This window comes from Streptomyces sp. NPDC046931 (genome assembly GCF_040644655.1).
GTDB lineage: Bacteria > Actinomycetota > Actinomycetes > Streptomycetales > Streptomycetaceae > Streptomyces.
The window spans coordinates 435,060-458,213 of sequence record NZ_JBEYWX010000002.1 but is presented as its reverse complement, the minus strand read 5'-3'; the positions used below and the strand labels follow the sequence as shown (position 1 = coordinate 458,213).

Below are 23,154 nucleotides of genomic sequence, written 5' to 3'. Positions count from 1 at the left end.
GTCGGCCCGTTCATCAGGCCGCCACGCAAGGGAAGTTACGGAGCGTGACTCGTCGTCGGCGTCACGCCTGAGAACCCATCCCGGAACTGGCTCTCAGGTATGACGGGTATGACGGGGACGAAGTCCGGCGGCTACCACGCCAGCTGTGCGATCTCCTCCGCCACCACGGCGCACGCGTCCGCCGCGGGGTCGATCAGCGGGAAGTGGCCGACGTCCTCGAGCAGCGTGAGGCCCACGACCTCGCCCGCCTTCGCCGCCGCCTCCGCGTACGACTCGGCGACCGCCTGCGGGACCACGTCGTCCCTGCGGCCCTGGACGAGGGTCGTGGCGATGCCGGTGGGCAGCAGCAGAGCGGGGTCCGCGTACGGCCGGCGCTCGGCGAACCGGACCGGCCCGCCGAGGAGTTGGACCACGGCTCCGCCGCAGACCTCCAGCTTCCCGGCGATGTGGAAGTCCGCGATCGGGGCCAGCGCGACGACACCGCGCAGCGGAGCCGGGCGGTCCGTGCGCCAGGGGGCGTCCCGCGGCAGCACATGGCGGGCCGCCGCCCACAGCGCGAGGTGGCCGCCCGCGGAGTGCCCGGTGATCACCGTGCGGCGCTGGTCGGCCTGCGGCAGCACCTCGCGTACGAGCGCCGGAAGCGCGTCGAACGCGGCCGCGACGTCGTCGAAGGTGTCCGGCCAGCGGCCCGCCACCGGTTCCGTACCGCCGCCGTGGCCCTCGGTGCCGTTGGCCTGGGACGGGATGAGCGCACCCCTGCGGTACTCGACGTTGGCGACGGCGAAGCCACGGCGGGCCAGGAAGTCCGCGAACGGGGTGATGTGCCGGCGATCGTACGGCGCCCGCCACGCGCCGCCGTGCAGGACGACGACCAGGGGGGAGAGGTCCGCGGCGCCCGCCGCCTCCCCGGCCGGAACCGCCTGCCGGGGAGCATAGAAGTCGATCACCTGGTCGGGGTGGTCGCCGTAGACGGCGGTCGCGTCGGGGTCCACCGGCGGGTGCGAGAAGGCGGACGCCTCCTCCGCGGCGGACGCGTCGTCCGGCTCTGCGGGATCGCGGGGGGCGTCGTCCGGCATGCTCGAACCTCTCAGCGGCGAAACGGGATGCGTACGCGGTGGCCGGAAGGTGATCGGCCGTTCGCGGGGACGCTATCAGGAGGGTGACCTGCGTCGGCACCGGGTGATGACGCTCGGTGAGGAGGACGGAGGGATCCCCGTCCGGGGCCGCCGGACGGCCCCGGACGTGCCGCCGTGGTCACCCGGGGCTCAGGACACCACCTCCGCCAGCACCCGCGCCGCCCGCTCCGCGTCCGCGAAGCCCACGTACAGCGGTGTGAACCCGAAGCGCAGGACGTCCGGCGGACGGAAGTCGCCGACCACACCGCTCGCGATCAGCCGCTTCATGACCTCGCCGGCACCCTCGCAGCGCAGTGCGACCTGGCTGCCGCGCTCCGCGTGGGCCGCCGGAGTCAGCGACTCCAGCCGGCCTTCGGGGACATACGCCGCCACGCACTCCAGGAAGAAGTCGGTGAGCGCGAGGGACTTGGCGCGCACGGCGCCGATCGACACCCCGTCCCACACCTCCAGCGCCGCCTCCAGGGCCAGCATGGACAGGATGTCCGGGGTGCCGACGCGGCCGCGCGGCGCACCCTCCGCCGGTTCGTACTCACTGCGCATACCGAACGGCTCCGCATGCGAGTTCCAGCCCGGCAGCGGGGAGTCGAAGCGGTCCTGCGCCTCCCGCCGCACATACAGGTACGCGGGTGCTCCCGGGCCGCCGTTGAGGTACTTGTAGGTGCAGCCGACCGCCAGGTCGACGCCGTGCGCGTCCAGGCCGACGGGCAGCGCGCCCGCGCTGTGGCACAGGTCCCACACCGCCACCGCGCCCGCCGCGTGCACCGCCGCCGTCAGGCCGGGCAGGTCGTGCAGCCGGCCCGTGCGGTAGTCGACGTGGTTCAGCAGCACCGCCGCCGTACGGCCGGACAGGGCGCCCGGTACCTCGGCCGGGGCCACCGGGCGCAGAGTGCACCCCGTCATCCGCGCGGCCGACGCGGCGATATAGCCGTCCGTCGGGAACGTCGTCGCGTCGACCAGGATCTCCTCCCGGCCGTCCCCGTCCCGGGCGGCCATGCGCACGGCCGCCACCAGCGCCTTGAAGACGTTGACGCTGGTGGAGTCGCCCACCACGATCTGCCCGGGCGCCGCTCCGACCAGCGGGGCGATCCGGTCGCCGATCCGTTCCGGCGCCGTCCACCAGCCGCTCTCGTCCCAGGAGCGGATCCGCAGTGCTCCCCACTGTCTGCGGACGACGTCCTCCATCCGGCCCGGCACGGCCGCCGGCAGCGCGCCCAGCGAGTTCCCGTCCAGGTACACGGCCTCGTCGAGGACGAACTGCTCCCGCAGCGCGGCCAGGTCGTCCGCCGCGTCCAGCTCCCTCGCCTTCTCGGTCAGATCAGACATGGGACCGCGCCGTCCACAGCTCGGGGAACACGTTCTTCTGCGCCCGCTTCTCCAGCCAGGCCACACCGGCGGAGCCGCCCGTGCCGGCCTTGGCGCCCATCGCGCGCCGGGTGGCGACCAGATGGTCGTTGCGCCAGCGCCACACGAGCTCCGCCACATCGGTCAGCACCTCGCCCAGCCGGGCGAGTTCGTCCGCGGGGTCCCCCGAGTAGAGGGCGGCCCACACCGCCTCCACCTCGTCCGAGGGCTCGTAGCGCAGGGAGACGTCACGGCGCAGCACCGCGTCCGGGACCGCGTGCCCCCGCCGCCCGAGGAGCCGCAGCACCTCGTCGTACAGGCTCGGCTCGTACAGCGCCTTCTCCAGTTCGGCGTGCGCGCGCGGCGCTCCCCGGTGCGGGACCAGCATGGACACGGACTTCTCGCCGAGCAGGAACTCCATGCGGCGGTACATCGCCGACTGGAAGCCGGAGCCCTCGCCGAGGGCCGAGCGGTAGGAGTTGAACTGGGCGGGCGTCAGGTGCGCGAGGGGCCGCCAGGACTCGTTCAGCGCCTGCAGCTCTCGTACGGACCTCTTCAGTGCGTCGATCGCCACCGGCACCCGGTCGCTGCGCAGGGCGCGCGCCGCGGTCTCCCACTCGTGGACGATCACCGTGAACCACAGCTCCATCACCTGGGTGGTGACCAGGAAGACCATCTCTCCGGGGTCGTCGGAGAGGGTGTGCTGGAGGTGGGTGAGCACGTCCGCCTTGACGTAGTCCTCGTATGGCGTCGTGCCTTGGAAGTCGAGATGCGGGGTCTCGGGCTCCTGAGTCTGGTGGGACTGATGAGCCTGGTGGGACATCGCTGTCTCCTGTGATGTGCTCTGGGTAGCGGTCCGCCCCTGCCGATGCCGGCACGGGGGCCCCGGTCCCCACTCCGCATCCTGCGCGAGGCCCCCGAGCCCCGCAAGGCCCGCCTGGTCACAGGCGGGCCTCGGCCACTCGTTCGTCGCCGGCCGTGGCGTCGAAGACGGGACCTAGCCCAGCGTCTGGGCCGCGGTCGGCGAGGAGTCCTTCAGGAACTGCGTGCAGCGCTCGTACTCCTCCTGCTCGCCGATGGCGTGCGCGGCGCGGGCGAGGGCGTGCAGGGCGCGCAGGAAGCCGCGGTTCGGCTCGTGCTCCCAGGGGACGGGTCCATGACCCTTCCAGCCGTTGCGGCGCAGGGCGTCCAGGCCGCGGTGGTAGCCCGTACGGGCATAGGCGTACGACTCGACGACCGAGTCCCGCTCGAACGCGTCGTCGGCCAGCTGCGCCCAGGCCAGCGAGGAGACCGGGTGCCGGGCCGCGACCTCCGCGGGCGCCACGCCGTTCGCGAGGAGTTCGCGGGGCCCCGGGTCGTCGGGCAGATGGGTCGGGGGCGGGCCCCCGAGGAGGTTCTCGTGAAGGGTCATGGGTCCCAGTGTGAGGCATCTCCGCAGATCGACAACGGTCGTGCCCGGCCCACCGTCACGGCGTCCGTTCGGGGCCCGCAGCCCCGGTTCCGGTTCCGCGCCGCGGTTCCAGGGGCGGGGCCGTCAGGCTGCCGTGTGTGCGGCATTCGGGGTGCGGGCAGCCCGCCCTCGGCCGGCGCACGGTCGCGAAGGCGAGCACCGCCCCGGCCACCAGGACGCCCGCGCACAGCGGCATGGCACGACGGAATGCGGCGTCGAACGCGTCCGCCGAGCGGTACGCCTCCGGGCCCATCCCGGTCAGCAGCGGCAGCGCGGCCACGGCGACCAGTCCGGCCGCGCGGGCCGCCGCGTTGTTGATACCGCTGGCCAGGCCCGCCCGGGCGGTGTCCACCGAGGCGAGCACGGTCGCGGTCAGCGGGGCGACCAGGGCGACCATCCCCGCGCCCATCACCAGCACGGCGGGCAGCACGTCGGTGACGTACGAGGCGTTCTTGCCGACCCGCAGCATCAGCAGCATGCCCGCCGCGCACAGCAACGGGCCGACGGTGAGCGGGATGCGCGGTCCGATGCGCTCGGCCAGGGCCCCGGAGCGGGCCGACAACAGGAGCATGAGGACGGTGGTGGGCAGCAGCGCCGTGCCGGCCCGGAGCGGCGAGTAGCCCGCCACCACCTGGAGCTGGAGGGCGGTGAGGAAGAAGAATCCGCCGAAGGCCGCGTAGACGCAGAGGGTGACCAGGTTGACCGCCGTGAACTGGCGGGAGGCGAAGATGTCGGGCGGCATCATCGGGCAGGCGCGGTGCTTTTCGACGTAGACGAAGGCGACGCCGGCGGCCACGCCCGCGACCGCCGTGACGGGTACGGCCGGGGAGCCGGAGGTGGCCTCGATGAGGGCGTACGTCACCAGGGCGAGGGCCAGGGCGCCGAGGGCGGCACCGAGGACGTCGAAGCGGCCGTGACCTCCTCCGTCGGCGGACTCGGGGACGTGCCGCAGGGCGATGGGGGCGCAGAGCAGCGCCAGCGGGACATTGAGGAGGAAGACCCAGCGCCAGCCCGGGCCCTCCACCAGCCAGCCGCCGAGGAACGGGCCGACGGCGGCGCCGATACCGCCGAAGCCGGACCAGAGGCCGACCGCCCGGGCACGGTCGTCCCGGTGGAACGAGGCCTGGATGAGCGCGAGGGAGCCGGGTGTCAGCAGGGCGCCGCCGATGCCCTGCAGGGCGCGGGCCGTGATGAGGACACCCGGGCTGGGGGCGAGGCCGCACAGCAGCGAGGCGGCCGCGAACCACACCACCCCGATCACGAAGACCTTGCGGCGGCCGAAGTGGTCACCGAGGGCGCCGCCGAGGAGGATCAGACCGGCCAGCGTGACCAGGTACGCGTTGACGGTCCACTGGAGGGCGGAGAGGCTCGCGCCGAGGTCGCGGCCGATGCGGGGAAGGGCGACATTGACGACGGTGGAGTCCAGCAGAGCCATGCTGGAGCCGAGCACGGTCGTCAGAAGGACCCACTTGCCCTGCGGGGAGCCCACCCGGATGGCGGGGGCCTGCCGCGCGGTGACAGCCATGGGGGGATCATCCCGCGTCGGCCGTCCTGGGACCAGAGGAGCGACGGGCCCGGCACCGCGCCGGTGCCGGGCCCGTCGTAAAGCGGCGGAAACCGCGGTTACTTGATCTTGTTGCCGCTCGACCGGAGGTGGCCGCAGGCCTCGACGACGCGCTTGGCCATCGACGCCTCGGCCACCTTGCCCCAGGTGCGCGGGTCGTAGGCCTTCTTGGAGCCGACCTCGCCGTCGATCTTCAGGACACCGTCGTAGTTCTTGAACATGTGGTCGGCGACCGGACGCGTGAAGGCGTACTGCGTGTCGGTGTCGATGTTCATCTTGACCACGCCGTTCTCCAGCGCCGTCAGGATCTCCTGCTCGCTGGAGCCGGAACCGCCGTGGAAGACGAAGTCGAACGGCTTGCTGCCCGCCGGCAGGCCGAACTTGGCAGCCACGCCGTCGTTCAGCTCCTTCAGCAGCTCGGGGCGCAGGACGACGTTGCCCGGCTTGTACACGCCGTGCACATTGCCGAAGGACGCGGCCAGCAGGTAGCGGCCCTTCTCGCCGAGGCCGAGCGCCTCGGCCGTGCGGATCGCGTCGTCGACCGTCGTGTAGAGGGAGTCGTTGATCTCGTGCGAGACGCCGTCCTCCTCACCGCCCGTCGGAGTGATCTCCACCTCGAGGATGATCTTCGCGGCGCGGGCGCGCTCGAGCAGCTCCTGCGCGATCTTCAGGTTGTCGGCGAGGGTCTCCGCCGAGCCGTCCCACATATGCGACTGGAACAGCGGGTTGCGGCCGGCCTTGACCCGCTCCTCGGAGAGCGCCAGCAGCGGGCGCACATACCCGTCCAGCTTGTCCTTGGGGCAGTGGTCGGTGTGCAGCGCGACGTTGACGGGGTACTTCTCGGCGACGATGTGCGCGAACTCGGCCAGGGCCACGGCGCCGGTGACCATGTCCTTCTTGTACTGACCGCCCAGGAACTCGGCGCCTCCCGTAGAGATCTGGACGATGCCGTCGCTCTCCGCCTCCGCGAAACCGCGCAGGGCCGCGTGCAGGGTCTGGGAGGACGTCACGTTGATGGCCGGGTAGGCGAACTTGCCTGCCTTCGCCCGGTCGAGCATCTCGTTGTAGACCTCGGGGGTTGCGATGGGCATCTGTCCGCTCCTTGTATGTGCGGGTGCGTTCTGCGTGCTTACGGCCCTGACCTAGGGAGTGACGTCATCGTCGGCCCCATCTTCCCAGACGGGACGGGATGCTTCGCTCACCCCGTCCAGCCTGTGGATAACCCCGTGTCTCAGTCCAGACCCAGGTCGTCCTTCGAGTACGCGAACAGGTAGGGCACACCTGCCTGTTCGGCGACCTTCTCGGCGGCGCCCGTCGCCCGGTCCACGATCGTGGCGACCGCGACGACCTCGGCTCCGGCCTCCCGCAACGCCTCGACGGCGGTCAGCACCGAACCACCCGTGGTCGAGGTGTCCTCCACGGCCAGGACGCGGCGGCCCGCGACCTCGGCGCCCTCGATCCGCCGCTGGAGGCCGTGGGCCTTGCCGGCCTTGCGGACGACGAACGCGTCGAGCGTCCGTCCGCGCGAGGCGGAGGCGTGCAGCATGGCGGTGGCCACCGGGTCGGCGCCCAGGGTCAGGCCGCCGACCGCCTCGTAGTCCAGGTCGGCGGTCAGGTCGAGCATGACCTGGCCCACCAGCGGGGCGGCGACGCCGTCGAGGGTGATGCGACGAAGGTCGACGTAGTAGTCGGCCTCCTTGCCCGACGACAGGGTCACCTTGCCGTGCACCACGGCCTTGTCCTTGATCTGCTGCAACAGCTCACCGCGAACGTCACTCATGCCAGCCAGCTTAAGGGCGGCGCCAGGCCCAGGTCGTCGCGGCCTCCAGGGGGTCGATGGGCGTGACCAGGCGCGGAAGGGTGTTGAGGCCGTTCGGCGGGCCGGTCTGCGGCTCCACGCACACCGCCTCCGGCTGCTCGTCGTAGACCACGGCCCACTCCTCGCGGCTGGTGACCCGCAGTTCCAGCTGTCCCGGCCAGGTGAGGGTGACGTCGACGCCGCCGGGCATGCCGAAGCAGTCGTCCCAGGGGCCGGGCTTGGGGTCGATGCGGTGGCCGGTGGGCAGATGGTCCTCGCCGCGCTCCTCCTGCCAGGCGGGGGTGAAGCCGAGCCGTACGTCCGCGCCGCCGAGGCTGCGGTTGAACCACGGGTGCCAGCCGACCTGGGCCGGGAAGGAGGATTCGTACGTCTCCACCGACATGGTGAGCGTGAGGGAGTCACCGGTGAGCGAGGCGATCTGGGTGACCCGGCCGGGAGAGGGCCAGGGAGCGACCAGGTCGTAGGTGAGGACGGCCTCGGCCGGCTCGGCGCGGGCCACCCGCCAGGCGCCGTCCCGGGCGGTGCCGTGAATGGCGTGCGGCGGGGCGTTCAGGGGCATCCGGTGGACCGTGCCGCCGTCGCGGAACATGCCGTCCCGGATCCGTCCGCACCAGGGGACCATCGGGAAGCACCCGTACCGCTCGCCCTGCCGCAGCAGCTCCGCACCGCCGACGCGCAGGCTCCGCACCCGCCCGCCGTTCGCCGGCGCCAGCACGACTTCCGCGTCTCCCGCGGCCAACGTGATCTCGTCGTTACTCACGAGGGCGACCCTACTTCCCCGATCAAGAGGGCATTGCTCACGGACGCGGCCGGACCGGGGTCAGCGGCGGCGGCGCAGAAGACGGCCCGCCACGATGGCGGAGGCGATGAGCACGGCTGCCGCCGGGGCGGCCCAGCGGAGGGTGGCGGTGGTCGTCACGGTCTCCGGGGCCGGAACGGGCGCGTAGCGGCCGCGCGGGGGCGCGTGGTCGACCTCCTCGGCGCTGCGGCCGATCATCGTGCGCCGGGCGTGTGCCGCCTCGGCGGGAGGCTCGTCGTCGCCCGCGAAGCCCTCCTCGTCGTCCGCGAAAGGGTCGAGGGACGACGGGGGGATCTCGGCGTCGAAGAGCGGGGGAACCGTGGGCTCCGCCACCGCTTCCGGGGCGGCGCCGTCGGCCGTCTCCTCGGCCGTCTCCTCGAACACCTCCGTGCCGGGCCCCGCGGAGGCGGCCTCGGCCAGGGTCTCCGCGGTGCTCTCCGCCCCCTCGCCGCCGGTCGGCTCGGCCGCCCCCAGGTTCTCCGCGCACCTTACGAGCAGCCGCGCCCCGGCCGACGCCACCGCGTCCGCGGGCAGTTCGGTGATCCGCCCGTCCCCCGTGGCCGTTCCCGTGAACGCGACCGTGGTGCCCCCTTCGGCCGGGCGCAGGCGCACGGACAGGGACAGCTTCACCGCGCCGTTGCCGCGGGCCTCCGCGGCCTCGCCCTCCACCAGATACGAGCCGTCGTCCTGCCCCGCGATCCGCAGGGTGCCGCGATAGGTGATCGTGTGGCCGCCGATCCGCACCTTCAGACGGCCGGCCACCGGCTCCGTACCGGCGTCCTGTTGCAGGCCGGGGATCGCACGGGCCACCCGTGCGGGGTCGGCCAGCGCCCGGCCGAGCCGATCGGCGGGAACCGGAACGAACACCTCATGCTCCATGTCTGCCGAGCCTACCCAGCGCGGCCCGAACCGCACCCCTGCATGCCGGGATTCACACGGCCGGGAAGAACGGCGACTCAGCGTGTGTACCTCGGGTGCACAAGCGTCGACGGCGGCAGACCCGGCATCCGGGTGCGCGCCGCCGCGCGGGCGTCCGCCCGCAGGGACGCCCGGGTCAGGGCCGGCAGGTACGGCTCGTCCCCGTCCAGGGTCAGGACCGGCCGGGTACGGGCGGCGAGCACGAAGCCCCACTCGCCCGGGGCCCGGGACAGGCCCGTGGGGCCCTCGGGACGGGACGGGCCGCCCGCGGTGCCCCGGGAGCCGGCGGCGACCCGGTACGGGACGGTGCGCAGGCCCGCGGCCCGAATCGTCGCCTCGACCGTCCAGAAGACACGCGGACGGGAGGTCACCGGGCCCGCGTGCACCACCAGGCGGCCGCCGGGCGCCAGGACGCGGCGGGCCAGGCCGTAGAACTCCTGTGAGTACAGCTTCGTGCTCGCCGTGATGCCCGGGTCCGGGAGGTCCGCGATCAGCACGTCGTAGGTCCCCCGGAGGTGCCTGAGCCGGCAGAGCACGTCCCCCGTCCACACCCGGACCCGCGGGTCCGCGAGGGCGTGGCCGTTCAGCGCGGACAGGGCCCGGTCCCGTCGGGCCAGCAGAACCACCGCCGGGTCCGGTTCCACGACGTCGACCCGGCGCACCCCCGGCCGGCGCAGCACCTCGCGCGCCGCGAGTCCGTCGCCGCCGCCGAGGACGAGCACGCGCGCGTGCGGTCCGTCGCTCATCGCGGGGTGCACGAGTGCCTCGTGGAAGAGGCGCTCGTCGCTGCCGCCGACCCGCAGCCGGCCGTCGACGAAGAGATCCAGGGGGCGGCCGCGGGTGCCGCCGGTGAGCACCTCCTCCTGGACGCCGCTGCGCAGCGCGATCCGGACGTGGTCCCCGTAGACGGCCTGGCGTGCGGCCCGCTCGAAGTCGTCCACCAGAGCGGCGGCCGTGCCGAGCAGCACCAGCACCAGCACATTGGCGGTCAGCAGCAGCCGGCGGCCGCGGCGGGTCAGGTCCCGCCGGAACAGGCCGAGGACCAGGGCGCCGCCCGCGACCGCGTTGACCGCGCCGGTGAGCAGGGCGCCCGTGACCTGGCCGAGCTGTGGGAGCAGAAGGAAGGGGAAGGCGAGGCCGCCGACCAGCGCGCCCACGTAGTCGGCGGCGAAGAGGTCCGCGACCGCGCCGCCCGCGTCCTGGCGGCGGATGCGCTGGATCAGCTCCATCAGCAGGGGCACCTCGGCGCCGATGAGCAGGCCGATCGCGAGCGAGAACCCGACCAGCAGACAGCGCGGGCCGCCGGACCAGAGGCCGCCCCAGCCCCCCGTCCAGGCGAAGGCCGCGTACAGGGCCATCGCGCTCGAGCCGCCGACCAGCGCGAGCGCCGCCTCCACCGCGCCGAAACCGGCGGCGGCGCGGCAGCGGAGACGTTTCGCGGCGAGCGAGCCGACGCCCATCGCGAAGACCATCACCGCGAGAACGACGGAGGCCTGGGTGACCGAGTCGCCGATCAGATACGAGGCCAGGGCGACGAGTTCGAGCTCGTACACGAGTCCGCAGGCCGCGCAGACGAACACCCCGGCGAGGACGAGGAACCGTCCGGTGCCGGGGCGTACGGGCAGCCGCGCGCGACTCTGGCCGCCCTCGCCCCAGGAGCGCGGCGCGCCGGGTGGTGCGGGCGCGTGCGGTTCGATCACGGTGGGAACGCTACGTCAGGCGCGCTGCGGGCTTTGTCACCCACACGTGTGGAACTGCCGTGCTTCACACGCCGGTGGGGCTGAGCCGGGACTGGTCGCCGTCGGGCCGCGCCGCCGGCGTCTTCACCCCGACCCTGGTCCGGGTCGCCACCAACTGGCCGTCCTGGGGGTAGGCGTGCCAGGTACGCCAGTGGATCTGGCCCTCGTGGCGCCGGGCCAGCATCGCCGTGAACGCGTGCGGGCTGCCGGGGAAGACGCCGGCCAGGCCGTGGGGATGGTCGGAGACCAGGGCCAGCAACTCCTGGGCGCGGCCCGCGAAGGAGCCCGGGGACAGAACCTCGACCCGGGCCGCGAACTGGTACTCCCAGTCGCCCATCCGTTTGGCGACACCCAGCGGCAGCGGGGTGCTGGAGCCCGCGATGCACGCCACCGTCTCCGAACAGACGCCCCGCTCCTCCTCGACAAGTACCTGGTGGGACGCGCCGAGGAGTCTCAACTGAAGCCGCGTGCCGGACAGTTCGAGGTCGAGTGTGGCAAGTGCGGGCAGCGGCTCACGGCCCAGGGTCCAGGCGAGGTCGGCCGCACGCGTGTCGGTGTAGGAGGTGTTCAGGGTCGTGAGCATGGATCGGCTCCGCTAGCACGCAAAGTGAGGAGTGGGGATCGGCGTACCCCGGTCGTGGCGCCGGCGGACGGGGCCGGCCCGGCCAGTCGGGTGGTACGTCCGGTTGGCCCGGTGGGGAAGGACGCCTGCGGGACAGGTGTCCGAAGGGCGTCCGCGGGCTGCTTCGATGGTTGAAAGGGAATCATGAACTATGGCGTCGCCACAGCGTTTTTACCCAAGACCACCCGGTTTCCATCCCCCCGAGGGCTCCACAGCGCAACTGTTCAACTACGGCGTACGCCAGGGGCATTGGCCAGGCCGGGAAATGCGCCTCTGCGGCCCTCGGCCGGGCGCGCGGCCGCACACGGCGTGAACGGCACGCACCCGGGCGCTCCCTCGGTCGGCCGGACTCGCCGCCGCACTCGGCCGGCCGCCCCCTGTCAGCCGCCCCCGTCAGCCATCCCCCCAGCCCCCCCTCCCCGTCAGCCGTTCTCCCCAGCCACTTCCGCCCGTCAGCCGTCCCCCAGTCACTCGCCCCCGCAGCCGCCCCCCTGTCAGCTGCCCCCGCCGCAACCGCCCCCGCCGCACGACGATCCGCAGGACGACCCGCAGGACGAGTGGCCCCCACCGCAGGAGTGGTGCCCCCCGGAGTGGTGGCCGCCGCCCGACGAGGAGTCGCCCGCGGCTCCCCCGGCCCACCAGCCGGCGCCGCTGTCGCTGCTGCCGCTCCGGGAAAGCCCCCGCGTCCGTGCCCTCGCTCCTCGTGCCGCCGGCCGCGGCGCCGCCTTCCGGCCGCGCCTGCGGGCGGACACCACCAGGCACACCACGAGACCGACGCAGACGATCGCCAGACCGATACCGAGGTTCATGGCCTCATCCCCCTTTCGAAATCCCCCGGGCGGCCCCCGCGGGCCCCTCCGTGTTCCCGGGTGCAGGGGGGATGCCCTCGCGCTCCGCCGGCCAAAGCAGAGTTGAGGAACTTCTGAGGGTCACGCATGAAAAAAAGGCCCCTGACCTGCACAGAAAGGCAGATCAGGGGCCGTCCGAAGCTCACTGGGCCGTCTGTGGGCCGTGGTCTTCCTGCGAGGCACCCTGAAACACGGTGTCGATGGCACGCCGGGCACGCTCGCGACTGTCCGGCATCAGGTGGGCATACACCCGCAGCGTCAGCGCCGGGTCGGCATGCCCCATGTACTCGCTGACGGCCTTGATGTTCTCGCCCGCGTCCAACAGCGCGGAGGCGTAGAAGTGCCGGAGGGCATGCATGCCGTGCTCACGTGCCGAGTCGTACTTGCCGCGATCGTCCGCTTCCGGGATGAGGCCCGCGACCGCGAGAGCGGGCTTCCACTCCTTGCCGTTGAAGTTGCTCCGCCACACCATGCCTCCTTGCTCAGCCGTGAAGATCAGTCGGGCGGATACCTTCGGCCCCTCCGGCACGTCCCACGGCAACGTGATCTCTGCGGGCTTGCAGGCGTCCATGTGCGCCCGGAGGGCTTGCGCCACAGAGTCAGGCAACGGCACGGCCCGCTTCTTGCCGCCCTTTGGGAGAGCGAAGACCGGGCGCCCTTCCACGTGCTTGATCTGTCGGACGACATGGAGTGTGCGTCCGTCGACGTCGATGGCGTCCTCAGCCAGCCCGAACACCTCGCCCTGGCGCAGACCGCATCCGGCGCCGACATCGACCATCGCTTGGTACCGCTCCAGAAGGGCCGCTCGAACGGCGAACACCTGGGCGGGCACCCACGGGACCACGGGATGCGCGTCACGCTTGGGTCGCCGGACGCTCCGTGCGCTGCACGGGTTGCGCGACAACAACGAGTCATCGACAGCGGCAGACAGGACCGACTGAACGTCCGCGAAGATGTTCCGGGCGTAGGAAGGACCCACTCCGGGCTTCGCTTCCAGGGCAGCGAGGAACTGCCTGATGTGCTCAGGCCGGAAGGTCCCGACCGGTCGGGAGCCGAGCACCGGGTAGGCGTGCAGCCTCAGGCGCCGGCCGAGTTCCTTCCTGGCCGTCGCGCTGGGTGTCTTGCTGTCCAACCACTTCTCGGCGTACTGCCGGAACGTGATCTGCATGGACTTGGGGTCGGTGTACTGACCGCGCGTCATGTCCGTCTCGATGGCACTGAGCCACTTCTCCGCAAGACGCTTCTTGCCGTCGGGGAAGCTCTTGGACTTCTCGGCGCCGTCGGGACCGATGTATCGAGCGCGGTAGCGCATGCCGGTGCCGTAACGCTCGGTCTTGACCTTGACGGACTTGCCATCCGGTCCGGTCTCGGTCTTGTACCAGCGGTCTTGGATGTGTCCGGCCATCAGGCGGCCCCTTCCATCAGGGACTCAACCCAGGCCCGGACGTCCTCGGGGTCGAAGCGGAGGTATCGGCCGACCCGGAAGCCTCGCGGTCCGATGTCCTTACGGCGCCACTGATAGACGGTCTCGACACTGGGCAGGCGCAGCAGCGTCACGAGGTCTTCCGGGGTCAGGTACTGGTCCGGCAGCGGGAGACTCATGCGCACACCTCCCAGCCATCTGCGTCGGGCAGTTCGGCCAGGGCTTCGCGTGCGATCTCTCGGTTCAGTCGGATATCCCGTGCGATCGACGCGGCGAGCCAGGATTCGCCGGGGGTGTGGCCATGTCCGGCGTAGGTCCAGTGGGCGAGCGTGAGCGTGGTTGCCTCCGGGTTGTCGTCAGGGTCGGGCAGGCCGAGGGCGGCGCATTGCTGGGCTGCGCGGTAGTCGGCGCGGGCCTGGCGGAGTGCGCCGAGGGTGGTGGAGTAGCGGCGGGACTTGGTGGAGAAGTGGCCGCGGAAGCCGAGCATGTGAGCCCAGTCCCGTAACTTGCGGTCCGGGTAGAGCGCGTGCAGGTCGAGGCACGCCTCGATCAGTCGGCGGGGGTGGTCGGGCACGCCGAGCAGGACGAGGGCCTCTTTGTTGCCGATGCGGCGGTCCACGGTGCCGGTGGTCTCGGCCGCCTTGGTGGCGTACTTGGCCACGTAGGAGGCCACGGCCTGTTCGGTGATCTCCTCACCGTTGCCGAAGGCGCCGATCGGCTGGACGTCGAGCTGTGTGCCCCAGCGCAGGGTGCGCGCTGGCTGGTCACCGACGGGTGGCACGTCGACCGTGACGCGGGCCGCGGCGGCGCGGATGGCGTCGGCGAGCAGCTCGAGCGTGGCCCAGGCCGGGGGTGGGGTGTCTGGCCCCTCGGGTCCGTCGAAGCGGATTACGGCGTGGAAGTGGACGGCTCCGCGTTTTTGGTACTCAGCGACCTTGCCGAAGGAAACGCGGGACTGTTCGCGGGCGGCCTTTTGGGTCAGTCCGGCGCGGCGGGCGATCTCGCGGCGCAGGTAGATCGTGAAGTAGCGCCACAGCTCGGAGGCGTGGTTGTTCCACAGCACGGCACCCGCGTAGTCGTACGTCGCCGGGTCCAGTGGGGTGCCCAGCTCCGGCGCGTCCTCGCCGTGGCGGATGCCGCAGCGGCAGGGCCGGTCTCCAGGGCGGTTGTGGACGGGACCGAACGAGGGTGCGGTGAGGGTGGCGAAGACGCGGGGGTGATCGCGCACGGTGTGCGGGGTGCCCTTGTCGGTGTCTCCGGTCAGCCCGGCGCGGATCAGGTGGTAGGTGTCTCCGGCGTAGGTCCAGGCGCAGGCGGGGCAGCGGGAGGCGCGGCGGTTGCCGCAGGCGATCCGGAGCGTGCCGCCCGGTTCGTGGTCGGTGGTGTAGGAGTGCAGGACCGTGCCGGTGGCCGAGTCGATCGTCTTGGTTGCGCCCGTGAGCCGGATCGGGTCGGCGCAGCCGCCGGTACGGCGGATCTGTGCTTGCCAGCGGTCGAAGTCGCCGGACCCAGCGACCCTCAGCACGTCGGCGAGGGTGGCCGGGTCCAGGCCCGCCATGGCGGCGGTCGTCACTCGTCGTTCTCCTTCCGGGAGTGCTGGTCGATCCACTCCTCCGCGCACACCTTGTGGACGGGCTTGCCGCGGTCGGAGCGCAACGGAGTGGGCTTGGTGCAGATCACGCAGGGCTGGTCGCCGGTGTGGTCGTAGTGGTCGGCAGAGCGCCAGTTCAGGAGGGCCACGGTGATCACCGGCCCCAACGCCGCTTCTGCGGGCTGCTGGCCTGGCTGTCGGACGGACCGGACAGTTCCGTGCGACCGGTGCGAGTGGGCTTCGCATCCCGCTTGCTGTCGTGCAGCTTGTGCGCTTTGGCGGTTTTCTTCAGGCGGTCGTAGTCGCCATCCAGCCCATCGGAGTGGATGCGGTCGACGCCGAGGCTCCAGCGGCGGGGCATCAGACGGTCACCTCCTGCTTGCGCACCAGGTGAGCGGTGCCGGTGCCCTTGCAGGCCGGGCAGGTGACGCGGAGGGTGGCGCGGGTGCCGTCGCGGTGGCGGGTGCCGGTGGTGATGGTGGCGATGGCGAAGCCGTCGCAGTCGCGGCAGACGGGCGTGCTGGGGGCGTGCTGGGGCATGATGTGGTCTCCCTTTCGGGTCCCTTGGATCTGGAAGAGGTCCAGGCGCCCGGAGCGGCGGAAGTTTGGCGACCGAGGCCGCTCCGGGGGCCGTCAGTGCTTGTGCAGGTCCTTGACGAGCAGGCGCAGGACGACGGCGACCACAGCGACGGAGACGCCGGTGATGGCCACGGCGAGCAGCAGTGAGACCAGGACGGTGCCGACGACCAGGACCACGGCTCCGCCACCGGCGGCGAGGGCGAGCGCGCTGCTGGGGGTGAGCTGGACGGTGGGCCGGTTCGTACCCGGGGTCGGGCTGGTCTGCGCGGCCGGAACCGGGGCCGTCGTTGCGGACCGCTGCGGCGTGGTCGGCGTGGTGGGGGCGGTGTCCGGGGGCGGGTACTTCGGGGTGAACACGGGCGGGTCTCCTCTCGGGTCAGGGCGTGCAGCGGTGGGTGCGGGCGGCGAGTTCGGCGGCCGAGCGGTTGCGGTGCTCGGTGGAGAAGCCGCAGCCGGGGGCGGTGCAGGCTGCGGTGTGCCGGGTCTGGCCGCGGCCGTTGTGATACGAGCCGACCTGGACGGGACCTATCTGGATCACGTCGTAGAAGCGGTTCGGGCGCATGTCAGCCCTCCTTCCGGAGACTGCGGCCGGGGAACTCAGCGAGGATGCGGGCCGCGTCGTGCGGGTCCGGGGTGCGGTCGGCAGCCTCTTCGGCGAGCAGCCGAGCCAAGGTCGCCCGACCCGAGTCGGCCATCTCCCGCGCCGCTTCCACGTAGTCGGATGGGCGGTTGAAGTTGAACAGCGGCATGGACTGATCTCCCTTTCGTGTCAGGCAAGTTGTGCGGCGATGGCTCCAGCGAGGTCTTCGGGGACCCCGAGACGGGCGCGCAGGGTGGCGGTGTCGATGTCCGTGCCGGTGCGGGTGCGGTGGTCAGCCGCGACCTTGCGGGCGTGGTCGATCAGAGCCGGGGGCACCGGCGGAGCCGGGGCCGCTTGCGGCAGAGCAGGGGCGGGCTCCGGAGTGGTGACCGGCTTGCGCTTGCCTTCCGGGGCCGGTTCGGTGGGCTCGGGGGCCGGGGCAGCGGGTGCCGGCAGAGCTGGCTCCCGGTCGTCGGCGTGGGTGTGGGTGAGCAGGGTGCCGCCGAGGAAGGCCAGGGCAGGCCATCCGGCGACGAGGATGCGTAGCCAGGCCGGGACGTGACCCAGGTCGAGGAGTCCGGCGGTGGCGATGTTGGCGCCGAGCGAGGCGACCAGGGCCACGAGGAACCAGATCCAGGCCAGGCGGGACGGGCCGTCGGTGCGGAGCCGTCGCCACACGGCGACCAGGAGCAGGTCGACCGAGACCGGGTAGGCCCAGGCTTTCCAGCCGGTCTGTCCGGCCGCTGCGGCAAGGTCGTGCAGGTGGGCGAAGGACAGTGAACCGGCAATCACTGCCTGCACCAGAAGGGCATCCAGGCGGATCGAGCGGGGCATGCCCTCACCTCCCTCTCAAGGGGTCGGGCCGGAGCGGGGCAGGGAACGTGTCCGCCGCCCGGCTCCGGGCGGGTCAGTCGGTGGGGGCTTCGCCGGTACCCAGGCAGGTCAGGCACAGGGCGCCTTGCCGGTCTTCGGTGGGGCGGCCCTTGCGGGCGCCGACGCGGACGGTTTCGGCGATCTCGCCCTTGCCGCCGCAGTCGGGGCACTTTGGCGGCTTGGGTGCCGGGCGGCGGGTGCGCTTACCGGTGGTGGCCACGGTGATCACACCTCTAGCCGGGGGTATCCGTGGCCGACCGGCGGATAGGCACCGGCCGCGCGGTCGGCGAACTCGGCGTTGAACGCGCTGGCCAGGGTGGCGATGAAGGCGTCCCGCTCGGGGTGCTGGTGCAGGTGGTTGAGCAGGGTCTCGAACAGGACGCCGAGCCGGTTGGCGTCGTCCCGTTCGGTCGAGTCGTACTCGTACCAGGGCTTGCGGTGCATCGGGGTCCTCCCGGTTTCAGGCATGGCGGGGGTAGGGACCTGGCGCGAAGGCGGTCGCGCCGACCGGGAAAGTGCAGGGGGTTACTCGGTGACCGGGTGCGGCTTGACCAGCGGCGGCACCGGCTCAGGCGCCGGGGCGGGGCGGACGGTCGGCCGGAACGGGGCCAGGAACGGCAGTTCCGGGGTGAGGTCGGCGTACTGGCGGCACACGGCCACGACGTCATCCGTGGACGTCTCGGGGGTGCGGATGCGGGACCAGCCGCCGGAGGTGTCACCGGCCACCGCCACGCCGGGGCGGTCCGGGGCGATCGTGGTCGCAGCCATCACGGCATCCGGCGCGATGTCACCCAACCCCATCTCGGCCGTCTGCTTGTCATTGACCCGGTGCACCACACGCCCGGTGAGCTGTGCGCGCAGCGCGGTCGCGCCCCTGCCCAGGTCCGAGCCGAAGCGCTGGCCGCAGACCTCCAGGAAGATGCCGACCGCGCGGGCCATCTGACCCAGTCGGACCATCTGCATGACTGAGCGGTCCCGGCGCTCCTCCTCCTTCTTCGAGGTGACCAAGAACAGCTCTGCGACCTCGTCGACCAGGACGACCAGGGGCACCGGCCGCACCGCGTCAGGGAGTTCCCACACATCCGACGCCCCGTGCTCGGCGAGCAGGTCAAAGCGGTCTTCCATCTCGCCTACCAGCGCATCGAGCAGGTTGGAGGCGTCGTCTGGGGTGGTGACCAGGGCGGACAGGCGGGGCGCGTAGCGGCTCTGTTCGACGCCGCGTTTGCAGTCGATGCCGACCAGGCCGACCGGCAGCCGGGCCAGCCCCTTGATCAGGTTGCGCTGATACATCGACTTGCCGGACCCGTTCGCGCCCAGCGTCAGTGCCATGGGGACCTTGCGGTAGTCCCGCTCGAATACCGAACCGTCCTCGCGCAGCGCCACTGGCACCACCAGGTCACGGGACTGCACCGAGCGCGGCAGACGCACCCGCTTGAGCACGTCGTAACCGGTCATGCGCAGTTCCACGTAGCCCGGCTTGGTCTCCGCGACGATCACCGACCGCACGCCCCACGCGTGGCGCAGCCGCTCCGAGGACGCGGCGACATCCGCCGGTTCCAGTCCGGCCGGGAGCCGGAGGGAGACCCGCAGGCCGGTAGAGGTAGGGCGGACCCGGCGGACCTTCGGTGGCACCGGGCGGACCTCACGCCGGGCGACGTTGCGGGTCATGAAGGCCCGCAGCCCGGACGGCCGCACCGTCAGCCCGCACACCTCCATCGTGGACCGGTAGGTCCAGGTGAACCGGCCCCAGGTGACCGGCGCGCCGACCAGCGACCAGTAAACGCGCGGGGCGCGTACCTTCGCGTAGCCCAGGCCACCGGCACCCGCTAAGGCGCCCGTGGCTTCCAGCCACATCGTGAGGTCGGTCATGGTCAGACCCCCGCGGTGATCGCGACCGCGCGGAACGAGATCCCGTGCCGCTTCTGACCGTTGAACTCGTTCTCCCAGTCCCTGGCCTTCAGGCCGACCACCCGCACCGGCATACCCGGCGCCAGCCCTTCGGGGAGACCCGTCTCCGGGATGGTCACCTGGTAGAGGTTTCCCTCCCCCTCATCCGAGACCAGCAGGCCCACGGTCGACAGGCCCGCACCGGTCTCCCGGTCCACGGCCCGCTCCCCGGTCTTCTTGTTGACCAGCTTCGGTTCCGGCGCGGTCGCCACGAACACCACAGCAGTCGACAGATCGATCTTGAACGACGGCATGAGCACATCCCTCGTACCGAGGAGGCCGCCCATCGCGACCTCTCTAGACATCTCCATTGGAGCGCAGATCTCTAGAGACGTCAACCGAGATGTCTAGAGATGTTCGGGGCGCCAGATTGCGGCTACACGCACTGAGCAGGTGCCTCACGTATGGCCTAGGCTGTCTAGAGAAGAGAGGAGGGCTCCGGAATGACCAACACCGACGACGACCGTCGGCCGAAGTACCAGAAGATCGCGGACGCTCTGCGCGAAGCGATCGAGTCGGGCGAGTACGGTCCCGGTGATCGGCTTCCGGGGGAAAACGAGCTGATGGCCACGCATGGCGTGGCGCGCATGACGGCCCGCCAGGCCCTGAGTGTGCTCAAGGACGAAGGGGTTGCGGAGGCCCGCAAGGGAGCGGGCGTGTTCGTACGAGCCTTCCGTCCCCTGAGGCGCAAAGGCATCCAGCGGCTAGCGCAGGAGCAGTGGGGAAGCGGCCGGTCTATCTGGTCTGCCGACATCGAGAACCGCACGCTGGTGGTCGACCAGGTGACGGTGTCGGAAGAAGCGGCACCGGAACGCGTCGGACAGGTTTTGGATCTGGGGGAGGAAGACACCGTCTGTGTGCGGCGCCGGCGGTTCGTCTTGGACGGGAAGCCCGTTCTTCTCGCGACGAGCTACCTTCCCACTTCGGTGGTCGCAGGATCGGCGATCACCCAGGAAGACACCGGGCCAGGCGGAACATACGCCCGTCTTGCCGAGCTCGGTTACAAGCCAGTGCACTTCCGCGAAGAGATCCGCTCACGCATGCCCTCGAAGCACGAGACGGCACAGTTGAGCATGTCCGCGGGCACGCCTGTCATCCTCATCTGCCGGACCGCCTTCGCAGACGAAGGCCGCCCCGTCGAGATCAACGAGATGACGCTCGACGCCGCCTCGTACATCCTGGAGTACGACTTCGACGCGTGACCTGGGCTGTTACAGGTTTCTCTACCTCATCAAGCCCCGGCTGCGCTCCGCTCCGCCGGGCGCGCTTCCCGGCTCCGCTGCGGGCGACGCTCCTGCCTTCGGCCCGCTCCGCCCGCGCTGCGCCGACGCGCGCCCACACGTGGATAGGGCCGGAGGCCATGAGTCGATCACCGCATAGCGCGGCCCACGGCCAAGGCAATGCCTCCGGCGGGGGATCGGCCGGCACCGGGATGGAGGGGACACCGTTGCCGACTGCGGGCAGGTAGTGGCGTGCGTGGGGTGCTCCCATCCCGTCCGCCATCGACCCAGGCAGAGCCGAGCAGACGCGGCCCATGGCGTCCAGGTCGTTCGTACAGTGGCGCGCTCCACCTGGACGCCATGAACCACGCCCGCTCCACGGTGTGTGGGTCGACGGCGGACGGGATGGGAGCTGGGGTTGGTGGTGGGAAAGGTGGCAGGGACAGGCTTGGCCGCGATCACTCGTCCCGAGCCGTTCCGCCGGCCGAGCTGCGACTGGACACGGCCATCGGATTGAATACCGTTCCGAACTGCCGTCACGCTGGGGAGAACATGACCTTCACCAAGCTTCTGAGACCCGCCCTCGCAGCCACGCTTCTGGCCTCAGTCACCGCCTGCGGAGCGTCATCCGCGCCGGACGTCTCGGCGAGCACCACGACCAGCTCGGGGGCCGCTGAGACGCGTCGTTCGGCAGACCTCAAGCCGGTCAGCGCCACCATGCCCGATGTCATCGGCGGCAACGCCGGGCGTGCGTACGAGCAGATGAGCTCCGAACTCGACATGGTCTTCAAGGACGCGAGCGGACAGGGGCGTGCGGTGGACGACCCGGCTGCGTGGAAGATTTGCGACTCCCAGCCTGGCCCCAACCAGCAGATCACCGAGTACCCGGTCGTCTTCGAGGTGGTGGAAGTTTCGGAGAGCTGCGAAGACGCGACGCCGAAGTGATGTGTGTCCAACGGCGAGGCTCCCTTTGTCAAGACCGAGTGCGACAGCTGACACCAGCGGCTGACACCAACAAGCCCGAACAGCAGCGGCCGACGCCGGACCCCAGAGGACGATCGGCCGAGGCGCAGGGGCGGTTGGTCGACGTTGGCGAACCCCCATGATCGACCTGATAAGGATGAGGCCAGACCTCAAAGCCTGCATCAGGCGGCGTGTGAGCGCTGGGCCGTCTGTGGGCCGTCCGAGGGCGGCCGACGACGACAGATGACGACAGTCGACGACAGCCCTTCCCCTGCTCAGCGATGATGGTTCGGGTGCCAGCACGGGTGCCCATCAGTGAAGCAGAGTTGAGGAACCCCAGAGCTTCGGCGCAGGATGGCGGCCATGACCTCCAGCGCGCGCCCTTTCCTCAACCGTCGGCTCGCCGAGTTCGGGACGACGATCTTCGCCGAGATGTCGGCCCTCGCCATGAGCACCGGATCCATCAACCTCGGCCAGGGCTTCCCGGACACCGACGGGCCGGAACAGGTCCGCGAGGCCGCCGTGCGGGCGCTGCGGGACGGGCGCGGCAACCAGTACCCGCCGGGCCCCGGCGTCCCCGAGCTGCGCACCGCCGTCGCCGAGCACCAGCGGCGGCGGTACGGCCTCGAATGCGACCCCGACACGGAGGTGCTGGTCACCGCGGGCGCCACCGAGGCGATCGCCGCGACCCTGCTGGCGTTGCTGGAGCCCGGCGACGAGGTGATCGCGCTGGAGCCGTACTACGACTCGTACGCCGCCTGCATCGCCATGGCGGGCGGCGTGCGCGTGCCGGTCACGCTTCGGCCGCACCACGACGGGGGCGCGAGCTTCCGCCTCGACCTGGACGAGCTGCGCGACGCGGTCACCGACCGCACCCGGCTGCTGCTGATCAACACCCCGCACAACCCGACCGGCACCGTGCTCACCCGCGAGGAGCTGGCCGCGATCGCCGAGCTGGCCGTCGAGCGGGATCTGCTCGTCGTCACGGACGAGGTGTACGAGCACCTGGTTTTCGACGACGCCGAGCATGTGCCGCTCGCGACCTTCCCGGGCATGCGGGAACGGACCGTCACCATCTCGTCGGCGGGGAAGACGTTCTCCTTCACGGGGTGGAAGGTCGGCTGGGTGACGGCGGCGCCCGGGCTCGTCACGGCGGTGCGCTCGGCCAAGCAGTTCCTGACGTATGTGTCGTCCGGGCCGTTCCAGTACGCCGTCGCCGAGGCGCTCGCGCTTCCGGAGACGTACTTCGAGGCGTTCCGCGCGGATCTGCGCGCCAAGCGCGACCTGCTGGCGACCGGGCTCACGGAGGCGGGGTTCGCGGTGTTCCGGCCCGCGGGCACGTACTTCATCACCACCGACATCCGCCCCCTCGGCGACAGCGACGGTCTGGCCTTCTGCCGGGCCCTGCCCGAACGCGCGGGGGTCGTCGCCATCCCGAACACGGTCTTCTACGACCACCGCGAGTCCGGCGCCCCCTTCGTCCGCTTCGCCTTCTGCAAACGCACCGAGGTCCTGGAGGAGGCCGTCCGGCGGCTGAAGTCCCTGGCCGGCTGACCCCCATCGTCCGGGGGCGCGCCGTACGCGGGAATTCGTTGCCCTCATGGCCGCGCAAGGTTCGCAAATCGGGTGTGATCGTCGCATGGTTCCGGTGTGACCGACGCCAGGACCATCCCGGCCCCCACCACGCGAGGCCCGCGGGACAGCGACCGAGCCCGTCCGGCCGGGGCCGGGTGGCGGCTGCC

Annotated in this window: 28 protein-coding genes; 3 read left to right on the top strand and 25 right to left on the bottom strand. The window is 71.6% G+C overall.

Going from position 1 to position 23,154, the window contains the following annotated elements:
- Positions 1-131: 131 nt before the first annotated feature.
- The 25 genes from ABZ876_RS06155 to ABZ876_RS06035 form a co-directional block, all read right to left on the bottom strand.
- Complete coding sequence (locus ABZ876_RS06155) at positions 132-1,076, bottom strand: alpha/beta hydrolase (RefSeq protein WP_361774978.1); 945 nt, start codon at positions 1,074-1,076, stop codon at positions 132-134.
- Between the two features lie 189 nt (positions 1,077-1,265).
- Complete coding sequence (gene kynU / locus ABZ876_RS06150; protein ID WP_361774975.1) at positions 1,266-2,459, bottom strand: kynureninase; 1,194 nt, start codon at positions 2,457-2,459, stop codon at positions 1,266-1,268.
- Entirely contained in the window at positions 2,452-3,300 is an 849-nt protein-coding gene (locus tag ABZ876_RS06145; RefSeq protein WP_361774972.1) for a tryptophan 2,3-dioxygenase family protein, read from the bottom strand. The genes kynU and ABZ876_RS06145 overlap by 8 nt, the downstream gene beginning before the upstream one ends.
- 174 nt (positions 3,301-3,474) lie before the next feature.
- Positions 3,475-3,888 carry a DUF3151 domain-containing protein gene (locus ABZ876_RS06140; RefSeq protein WP_361774969.1) on the bottom strand — a complete coding sequence of 138 codons (414 nt, stop codon included), beginning with the start codon at positions 3,886-3,888 and terminating at the stop codon, positions 3,475-3,477.
- Positions 3,889-3,943: 55 nt separating this feature from the next.
- Positions 3,944-5,452: an MFS transporter gene (locus ABZ876_RS06135; RefSeq protein WP_361774966.1), complete on the bottom strand. Its 1,509-nt coding sequence runs from the start codon at positions 5,450-5,452 to the stop codon at positions 3,944-3,946.
- A 98-nt stretch (positions 5,453-5,550) separates the two neighbouring features.
- Positions 5,551-6,582 carry a class II fructose-bisphosphate aldolase gene (gene fbaA / locus ABZ876_RS06130; RefSeq protein WP_361774963.1) on the bottom strand — a complete coding sequence of 344 codons (1,032 nt, stop codon included), beginning with the start codon at positions 6,580-6,582 and terminating at the stop codon, positions 5,551-5,553.
- A 140-nt stretch (positions 6,583-6,722) separates the two neighbouring features.
- Entirely contained in the window at positions 6,723-7,271 is a 549-nt protein-coding gene (gene pyrE, locus ABZ876_RS06125; RefSeq protein ID WP_361774960.1) for an orotate phosphoribosyltransferase, read from the bottom strand.
- 10 nt (positions 7,272-7,281) lie between these two features.
- Positions 7,282-8,070: an aldose 1-epimerase gene (locus ABZ876_RS06120; RefSeq protein WP_361774957.1), complete on the bottom strand. Its 789-nt coding sequence runs from the start codon at positions 8,068-8,070 to the stop codon at positions 7,282-7,284.
- Between the two features lie 60 nt (positions 8,071-8,130).
- Entirely contained in the window at positions 8,131-8,988 is an 858-nt protein-coding gene (locus ABZ876_RS06115) for an SRPBCC family protein (protein ID WP_361774954.1), read from the bottom strand.
- Positions 8,989-9,065: 77 nt separating this feature from the next.
- Positions 9,066-10,727, bottom strand: a complete 1,662-nt coding sequence (locus ABZ876_RS06110; protein WP_361774951.1) for a polyamine aminopropyltransferase — start codon at positions 10,725-10,727, stop codon at positions 9,066-9,068.
- A gap of 64 nt (positions 10,728-10,791) precedes the next feature.
- A complete protein-coding gene (locus ABZ876_RS06105; RefSeq protein ID WP_361774949.1) occupies positions 10,792-11,349 on the bottom strand; it encodes a DUF2617 family protein in 558 nt (185 codons plus the stop codon).
- A 1,029-nt stretch (positions 11,350-12,378) separates the two neighbouring features.
- Positions 12,379-13,641: a site-specific integrase gene (locus ABZ876_RS06100; protein WP_361774946.1), complete on the bottom strand. Its 1,263-nt coding sequence runs from the start codon at positions 13,639-13,641 to the stop codon at positions 12,379-12,381.
- Positions 13,641-13,838: a helix-turn-helix domain-containing protein gene (locus ABZ876_RS06095; protein WP_361774943.1), complete on the bottom strand. Its 198-nt coding sequence runs from the start codon at positions 13,836-13,838 to the stop codon at positions 13,641-13,643. Before ABZ876_RS06095 ends, ABZ876_RS06100 begins: the two co-directional genes overlap by 1 nt.
- Entirely contained in the window at positions 13,835-15,217 is a 1,383-nt protein-coding gene (repSA, locus tag ABZ876_RS06090; RefSeq protein ID WP_361775594.1) for a replication initiator protein RepSA, read from the bottom strand. Before repSA ends, ABZ876_RS06095 begins: the two co-directional genes overlap by 4 nt.
- A gap of 11 nt (positions 15,218-15,228) precedes the next feature.
- Positions 15,229-15,399 carry a hypothetical protein gene (locus ABZ876_RS06085; RefSeq protein WP_361774940.1) on the bottom strand — a complete coding sequence of 57 codons (171 nt, stop codon included), beginning with the start codon at positions 15,397-15,399 and terminating at the stop codon, positions 15,229-15,231.
- 5 nt (positions 15,400-15,404) lie between these two features.
- Positions 15,405-15,611, bottom strand: a complete 207-nt coding sequence (locus ABZ876_RS06080; RefSeq protein ID WP_361774937.1) for a hypothetical protein — start codon at positions 15,609-15,611, stop codon at positions 15,405-15,407.
- Positions 15,611-15,790, bottom strand: coding sequence for a hypothetical protein (locus tag ABZ876_RS06075; protein ID WP_361774934.1), 180 nt, complete (start codon positions 15,788-15,790; stop codon positions 15,611-15,613). The genes ABZ876_RS06080 and ABZ876_RS06075 overlap by 1 nt, the downstream gene beginning before the upstream one ends.
- Positions 15,791-15,883: 93 nt before the next feature.
- Positions 15,884-16,186, bottom strand: coding sequence for a SpdD protein (locus tag ABZ876_RS06070; protein WP_361774931.1), 303 nt, complete (start codon positions 16,184-16,186; stop codon positions 15,884-15,886).
- 19 nt (positions 16,187-16,205) lie between these two features.
- Positions 16,206-16,391: a mobile element transfer protein gene (locus ABZ876_RS06065; RefSeq protein WP_361774928.1), complete on the bottom strand. Its 186-nt coding sequence runs from the start codon at positions 16,389-16,391 to the stop codon at positions 16,206-16,208.
- Between the two features lies 1 nt (position 16,392).
- Complete coding sequence (locus ABZ876_RS06060; RefSeq protein ID WP_361774925.1) at positions 16,393-16,578, bottom strand: hypothetical protein; 186 nt, start codon at positions 16,576-16,578, stop codon at positions 16,393-16,395.
- A gap of 20 nt (positions 16,579-16,598) precedes the next feature.
- Positions 16,599-17,243: a DUF2637 domain-containing protein gene (locus ABZ876_RS06055; protein WP_361774922.1), complete on the bottom strand. Its 645-nt coding sequence runs from the start codon at positions 17,241-17,243 to the stop codon at positions 16,599-16,601.
- Positions 17,244-17,316: 73 nt separating this feature from the next.
- The gene (locus ABZ876_RS06050; protein ID WP_361774919.1) at positions 17,317-17,502 is read right to left on the bottom strand and encodes a hypothetical protein; all 186 of its coding nucleotides are present in this window, start codon (positions 17,500-17,502) and stop codon (positions 17,317-17,319) included.
- Positions 17,503-17,507: 5 nt separating this feature from the next.
- Positions 17,508-17,726, bottom strand: a complete 219-nt coding sequence (locus ABZ876_RS06045) for a hypothetical protein (RefSeq protein ID WP_361774916.1) — start codon at positions 17,724-17,726, stop codon at positions 17,508-17,510.
- A gap of 81 nt (positions 17,727-17,807) precedes the next feature.
- Positions 17,808-19,151 (bottom strand): FtsK/SpoIIIE domain-containing protein, encoded by a 1,344-nt coding sequence (locus ABZ876_RS06040; protein ID WP_361774913.1) that lies wholly within the window; start codon positions 19,149-19,151, stop codon positions 17,808-17,810.
- A 2-nt stretch (positions 19,152-19,153) separates the two neighbouring features.
- Positions 19,154-19,483, bottom strand: coding sequence for a hypothetical protein (locus ABZ876_RS06035; RefSeq protein WP_361775591.1), 330 nt, complete (start codon positions 19,481-19,483; stop codon positions 19,154-19,156).
- Between the two features lie 189 nt (positions 19,484-19,672).
- On the opposite strand from ABZ876_RS06035, the gene ABZ876_RS06030 reads away from it, so the two are divergent.
- The 3 genes from ABZ876_RS06030 (at position 19,673) to ABZ876_RS06020 (ending at position 22,966) form a co-directional block, all read left to right on the top strand.
- Positions 19,673-20,431: a GntR family transcriptional regulator gene (locus tag ABZ876_RS06030; RefSeq protein ID WP_361774910.1), complete on the top strand. Its 759-nt coding sequence runs from the start codon at positions 19,673-19,675 to the stop codon at positions 20,429-20,431.
- Positions 20,432-21,001: 570 nt separating this feature from the next.
- Positions 21,002-21,394 (top strand): hypothetical protein, encoded by a 393-nt coding sequence (locus tag ABZ876_RS06025; RefSeq protein ID WP_361774907.1) that lies wholly within the window; start codon positions 21,002-21,004, stop codon positions 21,392-21,394.
- A 372-nt stretch (positions 21,395-21,766) separates the two neighbouring features.
- Positions 21,767-22,966, top strand: coding sequence for a pyridoxal phosphate-dependent aminotransferase (locus ABZ876_RS06020; protein ID WP_361774904.1), 1,200 nt, complete (start codon positions 21,767-21,769; stop codon positions 22,964-22,966).
- Positions 22,967-23,154: the final 188 nt, after the last annotated feature.